Annotated in this window: 17 protein-coding genes; 9 read left to right on the top strand and 8 right to left on the bottom strand. The window is 66.5% G+C overall.

The window, feature by feature from the left end:
* Positions 1–87 precede the first annotated feature (87 nt).
* Positions 88–1,347 (bottom strand): ABC transporter substrate-binding protein, encoded by a 1,260-nt coding sequence (locus B4L36_RS06160; RefSeq protein WP_292953923.1) that lies wholly within the window; start codon positions 1,345–1,347, stop codon positions 88–90.
* A gap of 206 nt (positions 1,348–1,553) precedes the next feature.
* On the opposite strand from B4L36_RS06160, the gene B4L36_RS06155 reads away from it, so the two are divergent.
* Genes B4L36_RS06155 through nagA form a run of 4 tightly spaced genes read left to right on the top strand, consistent with a single transcriptional unit; the run spans position 1,554 to position 5,351 of the window.
* Positions 1,554–2,393, top strand: coding sequence for a BadF/BadG/BcrA/BcrD ATPase family protein (locus tag B4L36_RS06155; RefSeq protein WP_292953920.1), 840 nt, complete (start codon positions 1,554–1,556; stop codon positions 2,391–2,393).
* Entirely contained in the window at positions 2,390–3,169 is a 780-nt protein-coding gene (locus B4L36_RS06150) for a GntR family transcriptional regulator (RefSeq protein ID WP_292953917.1), read from the top strand. Before B4L36_RS06155 ends, B4L36_RS06150 begins: the two co-directional genes overlap by 4 nt.
* Positions 3,166–4,191 (top strand): SIS domain-containing protein, encoded by a 1,026-nt coding sequence (locus tag B4L36_RS06145; protein WP_292953914.1) that lies wholly within the window; start codon positions 3,166–3,168, stop codon positions 4,189–4,191. Before B4L36_RS06150 ends, B4L36_RS06145 begins: the two co-directional genes overlap by 4 nt.
* On the top strand, positions 4,191–5,351 hold the full coding sequence (gene nagA, locus B4L36_RS06140) for an N-acetylglucosamine-6-phosphate deacetylase (RefSeq protein ID WP_292953911.1): 1,161 nt from the start codon (positions 4,191–4,193) through the stop codon (positions 5,349–5,351). Before B4L36_RS06145 ends, nagA begins: the two co-directional genes overlap by 1 nt.
* A 52-nt stretch (positions 5,352–5,403) precedes the next feature.
* On the opposite strand, the gene B4L36_RS06135 is transcribed toward nagA, so the two are convergent.
* On the bottom strand, positions 5,404–6,426 hold the full coding sequence (locus B4L36_RS06135; RefSeq protein ID WP_292953909.1) for a LacI family DNA-binding transcriptional regulator: 1,023 nt from the start codon (positions 6,424–6,426) through the stop codon (positions 5,404–5,406).
* Between the two features lie 98 nt (positions 6,427–6,524).
* On the opposite strand from B4L36_RS06135, the gene B4L36_RS06130 reads away from it, so the two are divergent.
* The 4 genes from B4L36_RS06130 to B4L36_RS06115 are packed head-to-tail and all read left to right on the top strand — an operon-like array spanning position 6,525 to position 9,992.
* Positions 6,525–7,052, top strand: coding sequence for a gluconokinase (locus B4L36_RS06130; RefSeq protein ID WP_292953906.1), 528 nt, complete (start codon positions 6,525–6,527; stop codon positions 7,050–7,052).
* Positions 7,049–8,074, top strand: a complete 1,026-nt coding sequence (locus B4L36_RS06125) for a TRAP transporter substrate-binding protein (protein ID WP_292953903.1) — start codon at positions 7,049–7,051, stop codon at positions 8,072–8,074. Before B4L36_RS06130 ends, B4L36_RS06125 begins: the two co-directional genes overlap by 4 nt.
* 56 nt (positions 8,075–8,130) lie before the next feature.
* Positions 8,131–8,676, top strand: a complete 546-nt coding sequence (locus B4L36_RS06120; protein WP_292953900.1) for a TRAP transporter small permease subunit — start codon at positions 8,131–8,133, stop codon at positions 8,674–8,676.
* Positions 8,676–9,992, top strand: coding sequence for a TRAP transporter large permease (locus tag B4L36_RS06115; protein ID WP_292953897.1), 1,317 nt, complete (start codon positions 8,676–8,678; stop codon positions 9,990–9,992). Before B4L36_RS06120 ends, B4L36_RS06115 begins: the two co-directional genes overlap by 1 nt.
* Positions 9,993–10,006: 14 nt before the next feature.
* Here B4L36_RS06115 and B4L36_RS06110 read toward each other — a convergent pair whose 3' ends face one another.
* From B4L36_RS06110 to glgB, 6 genes are all read right to left on the bottom strand, one after another.
* Positions 10,007–11,233: an alpha-hydroxy acid oxidase gene (locus tag B4L36_RS06110; protein WP_292953894.1), complete on the bottom strand. Its 1,227-nt coding sequence runs from the start codon at positions 11,231–11,233 to the stop codon at positions 10,007–10,009.
* Positions 11,234–11,425: 192 nt separating this feature from the next.
* Positions 11,426–13,828: a glycogen/starch/alpha-glucan phosphorylase gene (locus B4L36_RS06105; protein WP_292953891.1), complete on the bottom strand. Its 2,403-nt coding sequence runs from the start codon at positions 13,826–13,828 to the stop codon at positions 11,426–11,428.
* Positions 13,829–13,986: 158 nt separating this feature from the next.
* Positions 13,987–16,083 carry a glycogen debranching protein GlgX gene (gene glgX, locus B4L36_RS06100; protein ID WP_292953888.1) on the bottom strand — a complete coding sequence of 699 codons (2,097 nt, stop codon included), beginning with the start codon at positions 16,081–16,083 and terminating at the stop codon, positions 13,987–13,989.
* Entirely contained in the window at positions 16,080–17,507 is a 1,428-nt protein-coding gene (glgA, locus tag B4L36_RS06095; RefSeq protein ID WP_292953885.1) for a glycogen synthase GlgA, read from the bottom strand. The genes glgX and glgA overlap by 4 nt, the downstream gene beginning before the upstream one ends.
* Entirely contained in the window at positions 17,504–18,763 is a 1,260-nt protein-coding gene (gene glgC / locus B4L36_RS06090) for a glucose-1-phosphate adenylyltransferase (RefSeq protein ID WP_292953882.1), read from the bottom strand. Before glgC ends, glgA begins: the two co-directional genes overlap by 4 nt.
* A 24-nt stretch (positions 18,764–18,787) precedes the next feature.
* Positions 18,788–20,974, bottom strand: a complete 2,187-nt coding sequence (gene glgB / locus B4L36_RS06085; protein ID WP_292953879.1) for a 1,4-alpha-glucan branching protein GlgB — start codon at positions 20,972–20,974, stop codon at positions 18,788–18,790.
* 125 nt (positions 20,975–21,099) lie between these two features.
* Here glgB and B4L36_RS06080 point away from each other — a divergent pair.
* A partial coding sequence (locus B4L36_RS06080) for an alpha-amylase family glycosyl hydrolase (protein ID WP_292953876.1) occupies positions 21,100–22,215 on the top strand: 1,116 nt, incomplete at its 3' end.

Raw genomic sequence — 22,215 nt, 5'->3', positions numbered from 1 at the left:
CCTCTTCTTCGTTGCGAAAATCCCCGCGGGGGGTCCGGGGGCGGAAGGCCCCCCGGCCATTGGCGGGTCGTCACGACCGGCAGCGGATCATTTCTGCTGCGGCTCGTACCACGAGGCCAGCCCCTCCTGCAGCCGTGCCGCCGCATCTTCGGGCGTTTCGGTCCCGTTGATGACGTTGGCGCTGGCGTTCCAGGTCTCGTTTTCCAGGTTCGGCGTGCCGCGAGACAGGATCTGATAGGTCGACCGGATCGTGGATTGGCAATTCTCGCGCCAGCCGACGAATTCCCGGGCCAGCGGATCCTGCATCTCGACCGGCGTCGCATTCAGCGAGAAGAAGCCCGGCAGCGCATTGGCATAGAGCGTGGCGAATTCAGGCGAACCGACCCATTCGAGAAAGGTTTTGGCCGCCTCGGGATACCTGGTCTTGGTGTTCATGCCCATGGCGATGTCGGTGTGATCGCTGATATAACAGCCATCGCCCGCGGCCGGCACCGGCGGCGGAAAGGCCCCCATCTCGAACGCGCCTCCGATTTGCGGGGTGAAGACGCCGATCTCCCAGCTTCCCGCAGGATAGATCGCGGCGCGGCCCAGCGTGAACAGGTTCTGGCTGTCGGGATAGGTCTGCGCCTCGAACCCGTCGCCCAGATAATCCTTCCACCTGGCCAATTGCCGGAACGGCTCGACCCAGCCCTCGTCGGTCAGCTTCTGGCCGCCCTCGATCAGCGCCTTGCGGCCCTCTTCGCCCTTCCAGTAGCTGGGACCGATATTCTGATAGCCCATGGTCGCGGCTTCCCACTGATCGGCGGTGCCCATCGCCATCGGGATATAGCTGCCGTCTTCCTTGATCTTGTCCAGAACGGCATAGAATTCATCCACCGTCTCCGGCGGCGTCAGGTCCAGTTCCTCGAAAGCGGTCTTGTTGTAGATGAAACCGTGAATGACCGAGGCCATCGGCACGCAGAAGGTCGAGGCGCCGTCATCCGTCTGCCAGGCCGATTTCGCCACGTCCGAGAAATTCGCCATCGAGGCCAGATCGCTCAGATCCGCCAACTGCCCCTTCTTGAACAATTCCAGCGAGGCGTCGAAGGGGCGGCAGGTGATCAGATCGCCGGCCGAACCCGCATCCAGCTTGGAATTCAGCACCGCGTTGTATTCCGCCGGCGCGCTCGGCGCAAAATTGACCTTGATGCCCGGATTGGCCTCCTCGAAGGCCGGAATGATGGTGTCCTGCCAGATCTGCAGGTCGTCGTTGCGCCAGCTTTCGATGGTCAGCGTCGCGTCCTGCGCCGAGGCGGCGCCGGCCAGCAGGGCGCTGGTCAGCAGCCCGAGGCGAAGCATTCTCGTCATGAAAAATCTCCCTGGTTGAAGGCCGCGTGCGGTCGCGACGCGGCATGTCCGGTCGAATCCGGCTTCTGGTGTTGCATGATGCCAAAGCAATACCAATTGTAAACCCCCTGAATCAATCCGGCTTTGAAATGGGCGGAAACAGCCCGATTCAGTTTCGTCTTTTCATTTGGTATTGCTTTGGTATTCTGCGCAGCGAGGAGGCCCGAATGGCGCTGTTTCTGGGAATCGATGGCGGTGGAACCGGCTGCCGCGCGGCGCTGGCCGATGCGGACGGCACCGTTATCGGGCGTGGAACCGGCGGGCCTGCCAATATCAATACCGATGTTCAGGGCGCGGCGGCCAACATCCTGTCAGCCACGGCCCAGGCGCTGGAGGGCAGCGGCGCGCGGGCCTCGGACCTGATCGCGGCCCTGGGCCTGGCGGGCGGCGCGATGCGGACGGCGGGTGACCGGCTGGCGGGCCTTCTGCCCTTCGCCCGGATGCAGATCGTCAACGACGGCATCACCGCCGCGCGCGGCGCCCTTGGATCGCAGGACGGCATCCTTGCCGCGCTTGGCACCGGATCGGTTTTCGCGATCCAGCGCGGCGGCACCATCCGGCAGGTCGGCGGCCGCGGCTTTCTGATGGGCGACGAGGGCAGCGGCGCGGTGCTGGGCCGCTGCCTGCTGGCCGATGCGATGCGCGCCGCCGACGGCTTGCTGCCGATGACGCCGCTGCTGCGCGACATGCTGGACCAGTTCGGCGGCATCGAGGGCATCATCGCCTTCGGCAACACCGCGCGTCCAGCCGATTTCGGTGCGCTGGCGCCGCGCATCGTCACATCCGACGACCCCGCCGCCAGCCGCATCTTCGGCGCGGCCATCGCCCGGATCCGCGAAATCCTGACCACCCTGCAAGCCGGCGACAGCCTGCCCGTCGTCTTCCTGGGCGGGCTGGGGCCGCATTACGCCGCGCGCCTCGGCGACCCCTGGCCGGTCAAGGCAGCCATCGGCAACAGTCTTGACGGCGCGGTGCTGATGGCGCGGCAGATGGCGGGCGCGGCATGAGCGATCTTTTCCAGCCCGGCCAGTTCGATGACGGCGCGGCCGGCCCGCGCTATCTGCAACTGCACCGGCGCATCGCCGAGGCCATCGCCTCGGGCCGCCTGCAACCCGGCGACAGCCTGCCGCCCGAACGCGAGATGGCGGCGATGACCGGCCTCTCGCGCGTCACCATCCGCAAGGGGATCGAGGCGCTGGTCGGCTCGGGCCAACTGATCCAGCGGCGCGGATCGGGCACCATCGTCGCGCCCCGCGTCGAACGGCTGGAACAGGCGCTGTCGCTGCTGACCTCGTTCACCGAGGACATGGCCCGGCGCGGCCGGCAGATCGACAGCCGCTGGCTGGCGCGCGGGCTGCATTCGCCCAGCCCCGAAGAGGTGATGGCGCTTGGCCTTGCCACGGGCGACCGCGTCGCGCGGCTGGAACGGGTGCGGGTTTCGGACGGCGTGCCGCTGGCGGTGGAAATGGCCTCGTTGCCGGCCACGATCCTGCCCGACCCCGAATCGGTCCAGACCTCGCTTTACGCCTTGCTGGAATCGCGCGGGCAGCGCCCGCTGCGCGCGGTCCAGCGCATCTCGGCCGCCAATCTCGGCCGCCGCGACGCCGACCTGCTGGGCGTCGCCCCCGGCGTCGCCGGCCTGCGGATCGAACGCGTGGCCTATCTGGCCTCGGGCGCGGTGGTCGAATTCACCCGCTCGCTCTATCGCGGCGACGCCTATGATTTCGCGGTGGAGCTGAAGATGCATCCCGATAGCGACAGAGCCGAGAGGACCAGCAGATGAGCCAAAGCAACATGGCCCGCGAAGTGGCCGAAATCCCCGATGCGGCCGCCCGCTTTCTGGCGCAATCGCACGAGGCCGTGGTCGCCGCCGCCGATGTCTTGCGCGCCCGCGATCCGGCGGTGATCGCGACCATCGCGCGCGGATCGTCGGATCACGCGGCGACCTATCTGAAATACGCGGTCGAGCTGGTGGCGGGGATACCCGTGGCCTCTGTCGGACCCTCGATCGCCTCGATCTATGGCCGGCCGCTGCGCCTGCCCCGCGGCGCCTGTATCGGCATCTCGCAATCGGGCCGCAGCCCCGACATCGTCGAGATGGTGCAGACGGCCACGGCGGGCGGCGCGCTGTCGATCGCGATCACCAATCACGCTGACAGCCCGATGGCCGCCGCATCGGCCCATTGCCTGCCGCTGGCAGCGGGCGAGGAAAAAAGCGTCGCCGCCACCAAGACCTTCGTCAATTCGGTGCTGGCGGGCCTGTCGCTCTTGGCGGAATGGCAGCGGGACCGCGCCCTGCAAGACGCCATCGCGGCATCGCCCCAGGCTCTGGCGCGGGCGGTGGCGCTGGACTGGTCGCCACTGGTCGACCGGCTGACCGGGGCCAGCCGGTGCTTCGTTCTGGGCCGCGGCCCGGCCATCGCCATCGCCAACGAGGCCGCGCTGAAGTTCAAGGAGGTCGCGGGCATCCACGCCGAAGGCTACAGCGCAGCCGAGGTGCTGCACGGACCCGCTGCCATCGTCCAGCCGCCGTTTCCGATCCTCGCCCTGGGGATCGAGGATGCCGCCCTGCCGCGGCTGGCCGCCACCGCCGAACGGCTGACCGCGCAGGGGGCCGAGGTCTTTCTGACCGGCGCCGATGTGGCGGGCGCTGTGCGCCTGCCCTCGGAACCCGGCCTTCACCCGCTGATCGCGCCGCTGGCGCTGATCGCCAGTTTCTATGCCTTCATCGAGGCGCTGGCATGGCGGCGCGGCTTCGATCCCGACCAGCCCCCGCACCTGCGCAAGGTGACGGAGACGGTCTGATGCGGCAGGTCATCGCGGGCGCTCGCATCTTCGACGGCGCAGGGTTTCTGGACGGCCGGGCGCTGGTGATCGAGGACGGCCGCATTGCCGCGATCCTGCCCGAGGCCAAGGCCGGCGCGGTCACCCATCGCATCGGCGGCATCCTCGCGCCCGGATTCGTCGATCTTCAGGTCAATGGCGGGGGCGGACTGATGGTGGATGGCGGCACGGATCTTGCCGCCCTGCGCGCGATCTGCGCCAGCCACCGCGACCTGGGCTGCGCGGGTATCCTGCCGACGCTGATAACCGACCGCCCCGAGGCCACCGCCGCCGTCATCGCCGCCGGGATCGAGGCCGCGCGCGCCGGGGTTCCCGGCTTTCTGGGTCTGCATCTGGAAGGTCCGCATCTGGACCCGCGCCGCAAGGGCGCCCATGACGCCGCGCTGATCCGGCCGATGCAGGACGACGATCTGGCGCGGTTGTGCGGGGCTGCGCGCGCCCTGCCCGCGCTGATGGTCACGCTGGCGCCCGAAAGCGTCAGCCCGCAACAGGTTGCGGCGCTTTCGGGCGCCGGAGCCATCGTCAGCCTTGGCCACAGCGATTGCGATCTTGACGCGGCCGGTGCCGCCTTTGCCGCGGGCGCGGCGTGCGCCACGCATCTTTTCAACGCGATGAGCCAGCTTGGCCACCGAAGCCCCGGCCTGGTCGGGGCGGTGCTGGCGGGCGATGCCCATGCCGGTCTGATCGCCGATGGCATCCATGTCCACCCCGCCGCGATGCGGGTGGCGCTGGCCGCGCGCGCCGAGGGTCTGTTCCTGGTCACCGACTGCATGGCCTTCGCGGGCACCGACGCTGCCGAAATGCGGCTGGGCGGACGGCGGATCCTGCGCCGGGACGGCCGGCTGACGCTGGAAGACGGCACCCTGGCCGGCGCCGATCTCAGCATGGACCGCGCCATCGCGACGCTGGTCGGACAGGCGGGCGCGGCGCCCGAACGCGCGCTGGCCATGGCCACCTCGATCCCCGCCGATCTGATCCGCGCGGGCGACAGGCTGGGCCGCATCGCCGCCGGGCGCGCCGCCGATCTGGTCCGGCTTGACGCGGCGCTGGCCCTTCGCGCGATCTGGCGCGACGGCGATTTCCACAACCCCCGCCCGGCGTCCGGAAGGACCGCGATCTAGAAAAAGGCCGCGACTGACCAAGCGCCCGCGCCGGCGATCCGCCGCGGCGCGGTCAGCCGCGGCGCCCCGCGGTGCTTTCCCGTGCGCGCAAGGCAAAACCCAAATCCAGGGCGTGACCGCGGGCCGGGCCGGTGCCGCCATGGCGCTGGCGGATCAGGTGCACCGCCATGCGGCCCATGCCATGCCGGTCGGTGGCGATCGAACTCAGCGGCGGCTGGGCGGCAGCCATCATCTCCAGATCGTTGAAACCGCAGATGCCCAGCCTGTCGGGAACCGGCAAATTGCGCCGCATCGCCTCGAACAGCACGCCAAGGGCAAGATCGTCATTGTTGCAAAGAACCGCGTCAGCCTCGGGGTGGCGGGCCAGCAAATCGGCCAGAAGCCGACAGCCGAGGCTGACCGAAGACGGTTCGGGCGTCGTCACCACGCGGTCCGGCCCGTCCCGACCGGCCAGGCGAATACCCTCGCGGAACCCCGCCAGCCGACGCTGGCTGCGCGGATCCATCTGCGCGCCCAGAAAGGCCGGCGCGCGGTAACCGCGATCCAGCAGATGCGCCGTGGCAGCGCGCGCGCCGTCGAAATGCGAAAGGCCCACGGCCAGGTCGATGGGCTGGGGTCCGATCTCCATGATCTGCACGACCGGGCAATTGGCCTCGGCCAGCAGCCGCCGCGCGGCGGGCGATTGCTCGTGCCCGGCAACGATCAGCCCCGAGGGCCGCTGCGACAGAAAGACCCGGATCAGCCGTTCTTCCGCCAGCGGCGAATAGCCGGTCGTGCCCAGCTGCACCGACAGCGTGCTGTCCGCGATTCCGTCATAGATGCCATGCAGAACATCGGAAAACACGTTGTTGGACACCGAGGGGATGAGCACCCCCACCACATCGGTCCGTCCCGAGGCCAGCGCGCGGGCGGCCGGGTCCGGAACATAGCCCAGATCGGCGATGGCGCGCGTGATTCGCTCTCTCGCCTCGGCCGAGACCTTTTCGGGACTGCGCAATGCGCGCGAGACGGTGATAGGGCTGACATTCGCCGCCACCGCCACTTCCGAAAGGGTCGTTTTTCGCGATTTCTCCATCATTTGGCAGATTACGCGGTTCCGTGGCGAAGAAAAGCGTCTTGACGGATGACAGCGCTGTCATGCACGATGGCCGCGAAGAGGGGAGGGCATCGGTCATGCAACAGCGTCCGGTTCTGGTCATGGGCATCTGCGGCGTGGGCAAATCCACCATTGCCGCGGCCATCGCCGAATCCCTGGACGGCCGGTTCATCGAGGCCGACAGCTACCACGATTCCGCCAGCGTCGCGCGGATGCGGGCCGGACTGCCGCTGACCGACGAGATGCGATGGGGCTGGCTGGACCGGCTGGGAGACGCCGTGGTTGCGGCGCAGAAGCGGGCCGTGCTGGCCTGTTCGGCCCTTGGGCGTGCGCATCGCGACCGGCTGCGGGCAAGGACCGGACCGCTGGACATCGTGTTCCTGCACGGCGACCGCGACATCATCGCCGCCCGGATGCAGGCGCGGCGCGACCATTACATGCCGGCAAGCCTGATCGACAGCCAGTTGGCCGCCTTGCAGCCACCTGATACCACGACCGAAAACGCGATCTGGATCGACGTGGCCAATCCGCCCGACCGGATCACCGAAATCGCGGTCGCCGCGCTGGCGGCCGTGACGACTGCCACAGGAGGAGAGAAAGAATGACCAACCTGACCCGCCGGACGCTTCTGGCCGCCACCGCCGTCATGGCCCTGGCCGCGCCCGCCCTTGCCGCCGAATACGAATTCAAGTTCCAGTCCTCGGACCCGGCCGGCAACCCGAATTTCGAGTTGCAGAAGACCTGGGTCGAGGATGTGGCCCAGAAATCGGATGGCAGGATCGCGATCGACCTGCTGCCGGTCGATTCGATCGTCGCCTATAACGAAACCCAGGACGCCATCGCGACCGGGATCATCGACGGCCACGTCACCGACCTCAGCTATTTCGCCGGCAAGGACCCGGCCTTCGGGCTGATGGGCAACCCGGTCGGCGCATGGTCCGATCCGCAGCAGATGCTGGATTTCGTCGCCAATGGCGGCGGCAAGGAGTTGCTGAACGAGATCGAAAACCCCTATGGCCTGCAATTCATCGGCGCCACCACGCCCGGCCTTGAAGCCTTTGTCAGCGCCAAGCCGCTGGACGGCGTGGACGACCTGAAGGGCCTGAAGATGCGCGCGCCCGAAGGGCTGGTGCAAGAGGTCTTTGCCGCGGCCGGGGCGGCCCCGGTGAACCTGCCGGGCTCCGAGGTCTTTACCTCGCTGGACAAGAATGTGATCGACGCCGCCGATTATTCGGTCTTTTCGACCAATCAGGCGCAGGGGCTGAACGACGTGGCGCCGCATCCGGTCTATCCGGGCTTCCATTCGCTGCCCCTGGTCGAAATTTCGATGAACAAGGCCAAGTGGGACGAACTGCCCGAGGATCTTCAGCAGGTGATGACGCAATCTGTCGCGGATTTTGCGCAGCGCCAGATCAAGGCGCTGGCCGAGGCGGACGAAAAGGCCGTCGCCGCCGCCAAGGAAGGCGGGAAGATCATGATTCACGACTGGTCCGACGAAGAACGCGCCAAGTTCCGCAAGATCGCGATGGGCGAGTGGGAAAAGGTGGCCTCGCAATCGCCCGCCGCGCAGAAGGTCTATGACACGCTGACCGCCTATCTGAACGAGAAGGGTCTGGTTCAGCAATAAGCGCCAGGGAGCGGGCGGCCATGCGTCGCCCGGTCCCGCAGCAGCGGAGGGCGAAGATGACCGAGCCGGAAGAGATCGTCCGAGAGGACCATCACGCGATTCCCGAAGCAGGCGCCTTCGGCCGCTGGATCGACCGCGTGGCGATCCTGCCCGCGCTTGGTCTGGTCGCCTCGATGCTGATCCTGATCCAGGAGGTGATCCTGCGCTATGTCTTCAATTCGCCGACCATCTGGGCACATGAGACGACGGTGTTCCTCTGCGCCACGGCCTTCGTCTTCGGCGGCATCCTCTGCGCCTCTCGCGACCGCCATATCCGCGTCGTTCTAATCTACGACATCCTGCCGCCGCGCATCCGGCGGCTGTTCGACATCGTCATCTCGACCGTCTGCGCGCTGTCGGCGGGTGCCTTTGCATGGGCGGCCTGGCAGATGGTCAAGCGCGCGGCATGGCGGCCAGATGGCAGCTTTCGCCTGGAAACCTCGGGCAGCGCGTGGAACCCGCCCTATCCGGGCATCCTGAAGATCCTGCTGATGATCGCGCTGGCCGTGATGGCCGTGCAATTCGTGATCCTCGCCGTGAATTACGCAAGGGCGCGCCGCTGATGGAGATTTTCGGTTCGCTGCAATCGATGGGCATCGAGGCCGGGACGGGCCTGCTGTTCGTGATGCTGCTGGCGCTTCTGGTGACGGGTATTCCGCTGGCCTTCGTGACGCTGCTGGTCACGCTGATCTTCGCGCTTGGCTGGTTCGGCCCGAACGTCGTGCCGCTGATCACCAGCCGGGTCTATTCCTTCGTCTCCAGCTTCGTCTTCGTGTCGGTGCCGATGTTCGTGCTGATGGCCGCGATCCTGGACCGCAGCGGCATCGCGCGCGATCTGTTCGACGCGATGCGCCTGATCGGGGGCCGTATCCGGGGCGGCGTCGCGGTGCAGACGATCTTCGTGGCCGTCATCCTGGCCGCCATGTCCGGCATCATCGGCGGCGAGATCGTGCTTCTGGGCCTGATCGCCCTGCCCCAGATGCTGCGACAGGGCTATGACCGCCGCCTGGCCATCGGCGTGGTCTGCGCCGGCGGCAGCCTGGGCACCATGGTTCCGCCCTCGATCGTGCTGATCATCTACGGGCTGACCGCGAATGTTTCGATCGGGGAATTGTTCACCGCGGCTTTCATCCCCGGCTTCATGCTGGCGCTGTTCTACGTGTCCTATGTGCTGGCCCGCGCCTACCTGACGCCGGGCGCCGTTCCCGATCCGGTCCGCGAACCTGTCCCGCTGGCCGAAAAGCTGCGGCTTCTGAAGGGGCTGTTCCTGCCCATCGTGGTGGTGATCATGGTGCTGGGCTCGATCTATGGCGGCATCGCCTCGGTCACCGAGGCCAGCGCGGTCGGCGTCGCCGGGGTCATGCTGTCCACGATGCTGCGCGGCGAATTCACCTGGTCGCTGCTGCGTGGCGCCGCCATGCAGACGTTGCAGACCGTGGGCATGATCGTCTGGATCGGCATCGGCGCCTCGGCCCTGGTCGGCGTCTTCAACCTGATGGGCGGGATCAAGTTCGTGTCCGAACTGATCACCGGCATCAGCGAGAACCCGACGATCATCATCCTGTTCATGATGGCGATCCTGTTCGTGCTGGGCATGTTCCTGGACTGGGTGGGGATCGCGCTGCTGACGATGCCGATCTTCGTGCCGATCATCAAGACGCTGGGCTTCGATCCGGTCTGGTTCGGGGTGCTGTTCGCGATGAACATGCAGGTCAGCTTCCTGTCGCCGCCCTTCGGGCCGGCCGCCTTCTACCTGAAATCGGTCGTCCCGCCCGACATATCGCTGGGCGAGATCTTTCGCAGCCTGATGCCCTTCATCCTGTTGCAGGTGCTGGCCGTGGCGATGCTGATCCTGTTCCCCGGCATCGCCATGTACTAAGCCGGGGCCGGTTCTCAGCCGCGCCAGTCCGCCGGCAGCAGCAGCGGCATCTGATCGCGCAACTCGGCGATGCTGCACACGCCCAGCAGCGCCATGTCGCGATCGACCTCATCGGCCAGCAGCCGCATCGCGTGGTGCACGCCCTCGACCCCGTGGGTCGCCGCCGCATACAGGAACGGCCGCCCGACCAGCGTGAAATCGGCGCCCAGCATCAACGCCTTCAGCACGTCGGTGCCGCGCCTTATGCCACTGTCGAAGATCACCGCCATGTCGGGCACCGCCGCGCGGATCGCGGGCAACACCTCCAGCGTCGCGACAGAGCCGTCAAGCTGACGTCCGCCATGGTTCGACACGATGATGCCGTCGCACCCGGCCTCGGCGGCCGTCTGCGCATCGGCCGGATGCAGCACGCCCTTGACCAGCAGGCGCCCCTGCCAGCGGTCGCGGATAAAGCGCAGGTCGTCCCAATTCAGCCGGTCCCGCGCGATGGTCGAACGGACCAGATCGCGCGAGAACAGCGGCGGACCCTGCACCGCCTCCATGTTCTCGAAATGCGGCATTCCGCGCGCGGTCATCTCGCGGCCCAGCGTGCCGATGGTCCAGCGCGGATGGGTCAGGCCCTGCCAGATCAGTTGCGGCGTGATGCGAAACGGCGCGTCGAATCCGTTTCGGGCATTGTTTTCGCGGTTCGCCGCGACGGGAACGTCGCCGGTCACGACCAGGGTGTGAAAGCCGGCCTGCGCGACGCGGGCCAGCAATCCCTCGATCCGGGCCCGGTCGCCGGGAATGTAGCACTGAAACCAGCCGCTGCCGCCCTCGGTCGCGACCCGTTCCAGCGGCGTCAGCGTGGCGGCCGAACAGATCGCGAAGCTGCCCGCCTGCCGCGCCGCCCTGGCCAGGGCCACGTCGCCATCATAGGCGGCCAGCGAACTGAATCCCATCGGCGCGACGGCAAAGGGCACGGCATGATCCTGACCGAACAGGGCCAGCCGCTGCGACCGGACCGACACGTCGCGCAGGATGCGCGGCTGCAGGGCGATCCGGTCGAAGGCGGCGCGGTTCGCGCGCAGCGTCACCTCGGCCTCGACCCCGCCGCTGACATAGCCGAAGACCGAGCGCGGCAGGCGACGCCTTGCCAGCGGTTCGAAATCATGCAGCGACAGAACCTGCCGCAGGTGGCGCGGCGCGGTCGCCGCCTTGCGCCGCACGATCGCGACCGAACCCGTATCCTGATCCGCCATGCCACCCCCGCCGATCCACCGGCCCCGCTTACCAGACCCCGCGCCTCTGTGACCAGAGCCATGATCCTTGCGAACGGCAAGCCTTGCGGTTCAGCCAGGCGTGCGCCTGCGCCCAATCCGCGTCCGGCAGCGCCCCGGCGCCGGCGCCGGCACACTGTCGGAACGGCAGGGCGCCGCCCCCGTTGCGCCGGTTCACATCGTGACCGGTTTCACGTTCCAGATATCGGCCATGTAGCCACGGATGGTCCGGTCTGACGAGAAAAAGCCCGACCGGGCGATGTTCAGACAGGCCATGCGATCCCATTCCGCCTGGTCGCGATAGGCCGCGTCCACCCGGCGCTGCGCCGCGAAATATTCCTCGAAATCGGATGCCACGAGGAAGGGATCGTCGTTCCAGGTCCGGTCCAGCAGCGCGAAATAGGAATCCGCCCGCCCGCCCGAGAACCGGCCCTCGGCCACCAACTGCAGGGCAGCTTTCAGATCCTCGCTGGCCTCGATGGCGCGGCGGGCATGGCCGGGGCGCGCGACCTCGGCCGCCGCTTCCTCGGCGGTCAGGCCGAACAGGAAGAAATTCTCGGCCCCGACCTTTTCGCGGATCTCGACATTCGCACCGTCCAGCGTGCCGATGGTCAGCGCCCCGTTCATGGTGAATTTCATGTTGCCGGTCCCCGAGGCCTCCTTGCCCGCGGTCGAGATCTGTTCGGACAGGTCGGCGGCGGGGATCAGGTCCTCGGCCATCGAGACGTTGTAATTCGGCGGATAGGCGATCTGCAACAGATCGCGCGTGACCGGGTCGTCATTGATCGTGGAGGCCACGTCGTTGATCAGGTGAATGATCGTCTTGGCCAGCCAATAGCCCGGAGCGGCCTTGCCGCCGAAGATCTTGACGCGCGGCGTCCAGTCGCCGTTGGGGTTGTCATGGATGCGCCGCCACAGCGCGATCGCTTCCAGGATGTTCAGCAATTGCCGCTTGTATTCGTGCATCCGCTTGATCTGCACGTCGAAGATCGCGTCCGCGTCGGCCTTCACGCCCAGATCGGCCAGCAGCCCTTGGGCCAGCCAGACCTTGTTGGCGCGCTTGGCCTTGCGCAGGCGTTCCAGGACAGCCGGATCGCCGGCATGGGGTTCCAGCCCGGCCAGCTGGTCCAGATCACCGGTCCAGCCCTCGCCGATCGTGTCGTCCAGCAGCCGCGCCAGGGCCGGGTTGGCCATGCGCAGCCAGCGGCGGGGGGTGACGCCGTTCGTCTGGTTCACGATCCGCCCCGGATGCAGCTTGTTCAGATCGGCGAAGACAGTGTCCTTGACCAGGTCGGTATGCAGGGCCGAGACGCCGTTCACCTTGCCGGCCATGATGAAGGCCAGTTCGCCCATCCGCACCTCGTCGTGATCGACGATGGCCACCCGGTCGGGCCGGCCGCTGGATGTGCGGTGATCGTCGTCGATCATCTGGATGATCTGCATGTGACGCGGCAGGACCCGGCCCATCAGCCAGGTGGACCAGCGTTCCAGCGCCTCGGGCAGCAGGGTGTGGTTGGTATAGTTCAGCACCCCGCGCGCCAGATCGCGGGCGGTGGTGAAATCCATCCCGTGATCGTCCATCAGCAGCCGCATCAGTTCCGGTCCGGCAATGGCGGGATGGGTATCGTTCAGCTGGATCGCCACCTTGTCGGGCAGTTGCGACAGATCGTCATGTTCGGCCAGAAAGCGGCGCAGGATGTCCTGAAGCGCGGCCGAGGTCAGGAAATATTCCTGTTTCAGCCTCAATTCCTTGCCCGATTCCGTGCCGTCATCGGGATAGAGCACGCGGCTGATCGTGCGGGCCAGGGCCTCGGGTTCGGCCGCCGCGGTGTGATCGCCGGCGTTGAAGCGGCGCAGGTCCAGCAGCGTGGTCGGATGCGCCCCCCACAGCCGCAGCGTGTTGGCCCAGCCGCCCTGCCAGCCGACCACCGGCATGTCATAGGCCCGCGCGATCACGCTTTCGCCCGGATGCCAGACCGCGCGGCCATCCAGATCCTCGACATGGCCCTTGAAGCCGATCGTGAAGCTGTAATCGAGGCGCACGAATTCCCACGGATGGGGCTGGTTCAGCCAATCCTCGGGCGTCTCGACCTGTTGCCCCGCCTCGAACCGCTGGCGGAACAGGCCGTGTTCGTAGCGGATGCCATAGCCGAAAGCCGGCACCGACAGCGAGGACAGCGATTCCATGAAACAGGCCGCAAGCCGTCCCAGACCGCCATTGCCAAGGGCCGCGTCGGGTTCGTCGTCAAGGATTTCCTGCTTGTCGAGGTTCAGCATCGTCAGTGCCTCGTCCATCCGCTGGTCGAGACCCAGATTGACGATCGCATCGCCCAGGATCCGGCCGATCAGGAATTCCATCGACAGGTAATAGACCCGCTTGGCGCCCTGGTCGCGCGCCCCGCGCAGCGCCGCCATCCACGGCGTCACGATCAGGTCGCGGATGGTATAGCTGACGGCAAGGCGCCAGTCGAAGGTCGAGGCGAACTCCTCGCCCCGGCCCTGGGTATGGGTCAGGTGATGCAGGATCCGGTCACGAAGGTCTTGCGCAGAGGGAAGCTGGGTCACGTCGGGCCTCATCCTGGGTAGGCGCGGATCACGGGTCCGCGTGCCGCGCGGTTGCGGCAGCGGCGGGCGATCGGGTCAGGCGGCGATTCCCGCAACCGGACCGCGAGAACGTGTTGCCAGCTTTCGATGGCCTTGAAAAGAGCGCGCGACCCGCCGCAGGCCAGCCATGATCAGCCCGCCGCGGTCCGGGGCGGCGCCAGAACGAAGGCCGCGACACTGTTTTCGGCGATGGTTTCCACGCCGCCGGCCTGTTCGTCCGGCTCGTCGTCGCGGGCGCTGTCCAGCCGCCGCCGCCAGGGCCCGTCGCCATTGGTGTCGGGCAGGCGCACACTTGTCTGGGGACCGGCATTGAAGACCACGAAGACCGCCCCCGGCAAGGCCGCGTAATCCGGTGTCCCCGAGGCCATCCGCATCTCGGCCGCCAGCAGGCGCAATTCAGGGTCGGCCCAGTCTTCACTGGTCATCGGCTGGCCGTCGGCGCGGTGCCAGAACAGGTCGGGCAGGCCGTCCTGTTCGCGCGGCTGGCTGTGCAGGAAGCGCCGCTGCCGCAGGATCGGCTGGGCCTTGCGGAAGGCGATGGCGCGGCGGCAGAAATCCAGAAAATCCGGGTCCGATCGGGACCAGTCCACCCAGCCGATCTCGTTGTCCTGGCAATAGGCGTTGTTGTTTCCGCCCTGCGAATTTCCCAGCTCGTCGCCCGCCAGGATCATCGGTGTGCCCTGCGACAAAAGCAGCGTCGCCATCAGGTTGCGCCGCCGCCTTGCGCGGCATTCGGCCACGGCGGGATCATCCGAGGGCCCCTCGACCCCGCAATTGCCCGACAGGTTGTGGTCGTGGCCGTCGCGGTTTTCCTCGCCATTGGCTTCGTTGTGCTTGTGCTCGTAGCTGACCGTATCCATCAGCGTGAAGCCGTCATGGGCGGCGACGAAGTTGACGGTCGAGGTTGCGGGCCGGCCGTCATGGTCGAACCGCGCGGCTGATCCGGCCACGCGCTTGGCCAGCTTTCCCACCAGACCCGCATCGCCGCGCCAGAAGCCGCGCACCTGGTCGCGAAACCGGTCGTTCCATTCCGCGAAGGGCTCGGGATAGGCGCCCAGCTGATAGCCGCCGGGCCCGATATCCCAGGGCTCGGCGATCAGCTTGACGCGATTCAGCACCGGATCCTGACGCACCGCGCGAAAGAATGGTCCGTCGCGGTCGAAGACGCCCTGCGTGCGCCCCAGAACCGAACACAGATCGAAACGGAATCCGTCGACATGCATCGTCTCGACCCAGTAGCGCAGCGAATCCATCACCAGTCGCAGCACGAAGGGATTGTCCAGATCCAGCACGTTTCCGGTGCCAGCATCGTTGACGTAATAGCGCCGATCCTCGCCCAGCCGGTAGTAAGAGGCGTTGTCGAGCCCGCGAAAGGACAAGGTCGGCCCCATCCGGTTGCCCTCGGCGGTGTGGTTGTAGACCACGTCCAGGATCACCTCGATGCCGGCCTTGTGGAACCGCGCGACCATCTGCTGAAATTCGGCGATGTCGCCGCCCGACATGTAGCGCGGCTCGGGCGCGAAGAAGCCATAGGACATGTAGCCCCAGTAATTCGTCAGCCCCTTGTCGGTCAGGAAACGGTCATCGGCAAAGGCGTGGACCGGCAGCAATTCGATCGCGGTGACGCCAAGCGCGTTCAGGTGATCGAGAATCGGATCCGAGGCCATGGCCAGGAACGTCCCGCGGGCCGGAATGTCCTTGCGTCCGGCGGTCAGACCCTTCACATGCGCCTCGTAGATCACGGTCTCGGTCCAGGGCGTCCGCAGCGGACGGTCCTTGCCCCACGAAAAGCTGGGATCGACGACGACGCATTTGGGCATGTACTGGGCGCTGTCGCGGCGATCGAAGCTGAGATCCTCGTCGGCGTGGCCGGCGCGATAGCCGAACAGCGCGTCATGATTGCGCGGGCTGCCGGTCAGGCGCTTGGCATAGGGGTCGATCAGCAGCTTGTTGGGATTGAACCGGTGGCCCTGATGCGGGTCATAGGGGCCATGGACACGAAAGCCATAGCGTTGCCCCGGCCGCAGCCCGGCCACATAGCCGTGCCAGACATGGCCATCGCGTTCGGGCAGGTCGATCCGCCCGGTCTCGCGGTTGCGCTCGTCGAACAGGCACAATGTCACGCGCGCGCCATGCTGCGAGAACAGGGCGAAATTCACGCCCGCGCCGTCGAACGTGGCCCCCAGCGGCGTCGGGCGGCCGGCCTTCATCGCAATCGGATTTTTCATCTGGTCGTCGTCAGCCCGGCATAGAGGTCGGCATAGGCCTGCGCGGATTGATCCCAGCCGACAGGTTGCGCCATCGCATTCGCCTGGATTCGGGACCATGTTTGCGGGGTCTTGTAAAGGGTGCACAGGCGCGACAGCGCGTTCCGCAGCGTTGCGGCATCGACCGGGCTGAACTGGATGCCTGTTGCCACACCACGTGCCAGTGCGGCGGGCGAGGCGTTGATGACGGTATCGGCCAGCCCGCCGGTCAGCGCGACCAGTGGCACGGTGCCGTAGCGCAGCCCGTAAAGCTGGGTCAGGCCGCAAGGCTCGAAGCGCGACGGGACCAGGATCGCATCGCCCCCCGCGATCATCCGGTGGGACAGTGCCTCGTCATAGCCGATGCGGACGGCGATGTGATCGGCCAGGGCGGCCGCGCGGAAGGCGTTTTCAAGCTGCGGATCGCCCGAACCCAGCACCGCCAGTTGCCCGCCCTCGTCTATCAGCGCAGGCAGCGCCTCCAGCAGCAGATCCAGCCCCTTCTGCTGGGTCATGCGCGAGATGATGACGCAAAGCGGGCCATCGGCATCGGGCAGGCCGAACTCGGCCCGCAGGGCGGCCTTGTTGGCGGCCTTGCCACGCGGACGCCTGTAATTGGTGATCGCGGGATCGGTGGCCGGATCCCAGGCCGATTCGTCGATGCCGTTCAGGATACCGGTCAGTGCCGCGCGCCGGTGGCGCATCACGCCGTCCAGTCCCATGCCGAATTCCGGGGTCATCAATTCCTGGGCATAGGTGGGTGATACGGTCGTCAGCGCATCCGCCCCGACCAGCCCGGCCTTCAGCGCCGAAATCATCCCCCAATATTCATAGCCATCGCTGTGAAACCGCGCCGGATCCAGCCGCAGCGCGTGAAGCCGGCCGGGATCGGCATTGCCGGTGAAGGCGATGTTGTGGATGGTCAGCACGCTGCGCACGTCCGAAGCCGGCATCTGCCGCAGATATTCGGTCACGAACCCGGCCTGCCAGTCGTGGCCATGGACGATCTGCGGCCGCCATTCCGCCGCGCCATCGGCCGCGATCCGCGCGCCAACCCACGACAGCGCGGCAAAGCGTTCGGGATTGTCGGGCCAGTCGCGCCCGTCCGGGCCCAGATAGGGATTGCCCGGCCGCGCATAAAGATGGGGCGCGTCGATGACCAGCAGATCCAGCCCCGCAGCGCGACCGGCCAGCAGCGTGGCGGGGCCGCCGAAAAGGTCGTCGAAGGTCTGGACGGCCGCGCCATCCTTCAGCGCCCCGATCACCGCCGGATAACCCGGCAGCAGCGTCCGCATCCGCACGTCCCGGGCGGCCAGCGCGGCGGGCAGCGCGCCCGCCACATCCGCCAGCCCGCCGGTCTTGACCAGCGGCGCGCATTCCGAGGCGACCGACAGCACCCGCATCAAAGAGAGGCCGCCCGCCTGTCCAGCATGTCCTGCGTGATCAGCGTGACGCCGCCCTCGCTGACGCGAAACCATTTCGCGTCCTCGCGCGAATCCTCGCCCACGACAAGGCCCTCGGGGATGACCACGCCGGCATCCACCACCGCCTTGGTCAGCCGCGCGCGGCGATGGACGGTCACATAGGGCAGCGCCACGACGTGATCCAGCGAGGCATAGGAATTGGTATGGACCTGGGTGAACAGCAGCGAATTGCGGATCTCGGTGCCCGAGATGACGCATCCGCCCGATACCATCGACGACACCGCGATCCCGCGCCGATCCTTTTCGTCATGGATGAACTTCGCGGGCGGCACGCTTTCGGAATAGGTCCAGATCGGCCATTCGGTGTCCCAGAGGTTCAGCTCGGGGGTGAAATTCGTCAGGTCGATATTGGCCTGCCAGAAGGCGTCGACGGTGCCCACATCCTTCCAGTAGGCCGGCGCGCCCGGCGCGCGCACACAGGAATCGTCGAACCGATGCGCCATCGCCTTGCCGTTCTTCACGATGTCGGGGATCAGATCATTGCCGAAATCATGGCTGGAATCCGGATCCTCGGCATCCTTTGTCAGCAGGTCGCGCAGGAAATCCCATCTGAAGACGTAAATCCCCATCGAGGCCAGCGCCTTGTCGGGATCGTCGGGCGTGCCCGGCGGGTCGGCGGGCTTTTCGAGAAACGAGGTGATGCGCCCGGCCGTGTCCACCGCCATCACGCCGAAGGCCGTGGCCTCCATCCGCGGAACGGTCAGGCAGCCGATGGTGACGTCCGCACCGCTTTCGACATGTTCGCGCAGCATGACCTCGTAATCCATCTTGTAGATGTGATCGCCGGCCAGGATGACGATGTAGTCGACATCATAACTGTCCACGATGTCGATGTTCTGCGTGACCGCATCGGCGGTGCCGCGATACCAATGTTCCTCGGACAGGCGCTGGCTGGCGGGCAGGATGTCCATGAATTCGTTGCGTTCGGCGCGAAAGAAGTTCCAGCCGCGCTGGACGTGGCGGATCAGGCTGTGGGCCTTGTATTGCGTGGCCACGGCGATCTTGCGAATGCCGGAATTCATCGCGTTCGACAGCGCGAAATCGATGATCCGGGTCTTGCCGCCGAAATAGACGGCGGGCTTCACGCGCCGGTCGGTCAGTTCCTTAAGCCGGCTTCCACGCCCCCCGGCCAGCACGAAGGCCATCGCGCGGCGGTTCAGTCTTTTCGTCTCTGCCATCTTCGAAACTCCCCTCCTGAAAACTCACTCGGCCACGAGAATGACCACCGACAGCGGCGGCAGGACGACCTCGGCCGAAGCCGGCTGGCCGTCCTGCGGCGGACCGTCCGCCTGGATCCCGCCCAGATTGCCGGTGCCGCTGCCGCCGTAGATTTCGGCGTCGGTGTTGATCGCCTCGCGCCAGCGGCCCTTCTGCGGGACGCCGATCCTGAACCCATCGCGCGGGACCGGGGTAAAGTTGCACAGGACCACGACCGGCCTGTCGCCATCCCCGCCGCGCCGGACCCAGGCATAGGTCGATTGCGCCGGGTCGGTGGCGATCCACTGAAACCCCTCGGCATCGCAATCCTTGACATGCAGCGCAGGCGTTTCGCGATAAAGCCGGTTCAGATCGCGGACCAGCGATTGCACACCCTTGTGCAGCGGCTGACCGGCGGCGTGCCAGTTCAGTTCGCCATTGTGGTTCCATTCCTCGGGCTGACCCCATTCGCAGCCCATGAACAACAGCTTCTTGCCCGGATGACCCCACATGAAGCCGTAATAGGCGCGCAGGTTGGCGAATTGCTGCCATTCGTCGCCGGGCATCTTGCGCAACATGCTGCCCTTGCCATGGACCACCTCGTCATGGCTGATCGGCAGGACGAAATTCTCGGAAAACGCATACATCAGGCCGAAGGTCATCTGATCGTGGTGATATTTGCGATGGACCGGATCCTGCTGCATGTAGCGCAGCGTGTCGTTCATCCAGCCCATGTTCCACTTGAAGCCGAAGCCCAGCCCCCCCGCATCGACCGGGGCCGAGACCTTGGGGAAAGACGTGCTTTCCTCGGCCACGTTCATGATGCCGGGCACCTCGCCATAGGTGACGACGTTCATGGCCTGGATGAAGGCGATGGCCTCCAGGTTTTCCCGCCCGCCATGCCTGTTGGGCACCCATTCGCCGGCCTTGCGTGAATAATCGCGATACAGCATCGAGGCCACCGCATCCACGCGCAGCCCGTCGAGATGATATTCCTTCAGCCAATACAGGGCGTTGGCGATCAGGTAGTTCCGGACCTCGGTTCGGCCGTAATTGAAGATCAGCGTGTTCCAGTCCTGATGGAACCCTTCGCGCGGGTCGGCATGTTCGTAAAGCGGCGTGCCGTCGAAGCGGGCCAGCCCGTGCCCGTCGGTGGGGAAATGGCCCGGCACCCAGTCCAGCAACACGCCGATCCCGGCCTCGTGCGCGGCCTCGACCAGATCGCGGAATTCATGCGGCGGCCCGAACCGGATCGTCGGCGCATAAAGCCCCACCGGCTGATAGCCCCATGAGCCGTCGAAGGGGAATTCGCTGATCGGCAGCAGTTCCAGATGGGTGAAACCCATATCGCTGACATAGGCAATCAGATCGCGGGCAAGCTCCTTGTAGGACAGGGGCCGGCCATGATCGTCCCACCGCCGCCGCCAGGATCCCAGATGCACCTCGTAGACGCTGATCGGGGCGGTCCGGTCCTGGGCCTCGGCGCGGCCAGCCATCCAGGCCGCGTCGCCCCAGCCATATCCGGAAATGTCGCGCACGACGCTGGCCTTTTCGGGCGGATGCTGGCTGCCGAAGCCGACCGGATCGGCCTTCTGCAGGACGCCGCCATCGGCGCCGACCAGTTCGTATTTGTAAAGCGCGCCTTCGGCGATGCCCGGAAGAAAGATTTCCCAGACGCCGCTGTCGCCCACCCGCCGCATCGGATGGCGGCGACCGTCCCAGTGATTGAACTGCCCGATGACCGAGACGCGCCGGGCATTGGGCGCCCAGACCGCGAAATGCGTGCCCTGCGCGCCCTCATGCGCCATCACATGCGCGCCGAGGGCCTGCCACAATTGACGATGCGTTCCCTCGCCGATCAGATAGCGGTCCACATCGCCCAGAACCGGGCCGAAGCGATACGGATCGTCGAATTCCCATTCCACGCCGCCGCCCGATCTGGCCTTCAGCCGGTATGGGCCGGCGGGAACCACCGCCGCGAACACGTCGCCCTCGACACGTTCCATTGCGATCTCGCCGCCGGCCTGCGTGACGACGCCTAGCGCGGAGACATCGGGCATGAACGCCACGATCCGATTCTGCCGCCCCTGGGCGTGCGGGCCGAGGATGTCGAAGGGTCGATCGTGACGACCCGCGCTCAGCAGATCCAGATCGTGCCTGTTCAGCGGGCAAGGCTGGTCGGTCTTTCCCATGGTCCCCACTCTAACCGCCGCGAAGATTCGGGCAATGTCTGGCTTGACGCTAAACTCCGGTTGGCCTTCCGGCTACTCTCATGCATGACTTGACCCCAACACACAGGTCATGGCCGGGGTTTCCAATGAAAGAATGGTGGCGCGACGCCGTGATCTACCAGATCTATCCGCGCAGCTTTCAGGACGACGACGGCGACGGGATCGGCGATCTGAAGGGGATCGCGCGGCGGCTGGGCCATGTGGCCGATCTGGGCGCCGACGCGATCTGGCTGTCGCCGATCTTCACCTCGCCGATGAAGGACATGGGCTATGACGTGTCCGACTATACCGGCATCGACCCGCTGTTCGGCACGATCGCGGATTTCGACGCGCTGGTTGCCCGCGCTCATGACCTGGGGCTGAAGGTGATCATCGACCAGGTTCTCAGCCATACCAGCGACAAGCATCCCTGGTTCGAGCAGTCGCGCCAGGACCGCGGGAACCCCAGGGCCGACTGGTATGTCTGGGCGGAACCAAACCCGGACGGCACGCCGCCCAGCAACTGGCCCTCGGTCTTCGGCGGCCCGGCCTGGGAATGGGAGCCGCGACGGCGCCAGTATTACCTGCACAATTTCCTGATCCAGCAGCCGGATCTGAATTTCCACCACAGGCCGGTGCAGGACGCGCTGCTGGACACGATGCGTTTCTGGCTGGAACGAGGCGTGGACGGATTTCGGCTGGATACGGTGAACTATTATTTCCACGACGACAGGTTGCGCGACAACCCGCCCAATCCCGACCATGACGGGCCCGAAACCTATGGCTATCAACGCCACATCTATTCCAAGAACCGGCCCGACAACATCGCCTTCCTGAAACGGATGCGGGCGCTGACCGACGAATATGACGGCCGCATGATGGTGGGCGAGGTCGGCGATGGCGGCCAGACCGCCATCGACATCATGGCCGAATACACCGCCGGAAACGACCGGCTGCACATGTGCTACAGCTTCGAGATGCTCAGCCCCGATTTCACCGCGGCGCATTTCCGCAAGACGATCGAGGGCGTCCGCAAAGGCGCCCCCGACGGTCATTCCTGCTGGTCCTTCTCGAACCATGACGTGGTTCGCCACGTCACCCGCTGGGCCGGCCATGCCACCGACCCCGACGCGCTGGCCCGGCAATCGGCGGCGATGCTGCTGTCGTTTCCCGGCGCGATCAGCCTTTATCAGGGCGAGGAACTGGGCCAGACCGAAACCGAT

This window comes from Paracoccus sp. UBA889 (genome assembly GCA_002294185.1).
Classification (GTDB): domain Bacteria; phylum Pseudomonadota; class Alphaproteobacteria; order Rhodobacterales; family Rhodobacteraceae; genus Paracoccus.
This window is presented reverse-complemented; position numbering and strand designations above follow the sequence as displayed.

Excerpts from the sequence above, each read along its gene's own strand:
- glgB (WP_292953879.1), bottom strand. The coding sequence starts at position 20,974 with ATGGGAAAGACCGACCAGCCTTGCCCGCTGAACAGGCACGATCTGGAT.
- B4L36_RS06120 (WP_292953900.1), top strand. The coding sequence starts at position 8,131 with ATGACCGAGCCGGAAGAGATCGTCCGAGAGGACCATCACGCGATTCCC.
- glgC (WP_292953882.1), bottom strand. The coding sequence starts at position 18,763 with ATGGCAGAGACGAAAAGACTGAACCGCCGCGCGATGGCCTTCGTGCTG.
- B4L36_RS06115 (WP_292953897.1), top strand. The coding sequence starts at position 8,676 with ATGGAGATTTTCGGTTCGCTGCAATCGATGGGCATCGAGGCCGGGACG.
- B4L36_RS06110 (WP_292953894.1), bottom strand. The coding sequence starts at position 11,233 with ATGGCGGATCAGGATACGGGTTCGGTCGCGATCGTGCGGCGCAAGGCG.
- B4L36_RS06160 (WP_292953923.1), bottom strand. The coding sequence starts at position 1,347 with ATGACGAGAATGCTTCGCCTCGGGCTGCTGACCAGCGCCCTGCTGGCC.
- B4L36_RS06125 (WP_292953903.1), top strand. The coding sequence starts at position 7,049 with ATGACCAACCTGACCCGCCGGACGCTTCTGGCCGCCACCGCCGTCATG.
- B4L36_RS06150 (WP_292953917.1), top strand. The coding sequence starts at position 2,390 with ATGAGCGATCTTTTCCAGCCCGGCCAGTTCGATGACGGCGCGGCCGGC.
- B4L36_RS06130 (WP_292953906.1), top strand. The coding sequence starts at position 6,525 with ATGCAACAGCGTCCGGTTCTGGTCATGGGCATCTGCGGCGTGGGCAAA.
- glgX (WP_292953888.1), bottom strand. The coding sequence starts at position 16,083 with ATGAAAAATCCGATTGCGATGAAGGCCGGCCGCCCGACGCCGCTGGGG.
- B4L36_RS06155 (WP_292953920.1), top strand. The coding sequence starts at position 1,554 with ATGGCGCTGTTTCTGGGAATCGATGGCGGTGGAACCGGCTGCCGCGCG.
- nagA (WP_292953911.1), top strand. The coding sequence starts at position 4,191 with ATGCGGCAGGTCATCGCGGGCGCTCGCATCTTCGACGGCGCAGGGTTT.
- B4L36_RS06105 (WP_292953891.1), bottom strand. The coding sequence starts at position 13,828 with ATGAGGCCCGACGTGACCCAGCTTCCCTCTGCGCAAGACCTTCGTGAC.
- B4L36_RS06145 (WP_292953914.1), top strand. The coding sequence starts at position 3,166 with ATGAGCCAAAGCAACATGGCCCGCGAAGTGGCCGAAATCCCCGATGCG.
- B4L36_RS06135 (WP_292953909.1), bottom strand. The coding sequence starts at position 6,426 with ATGGAGAAATCGCGAAAAACGACCCTTTCGGAAGTGGCGGTGGCGGCG.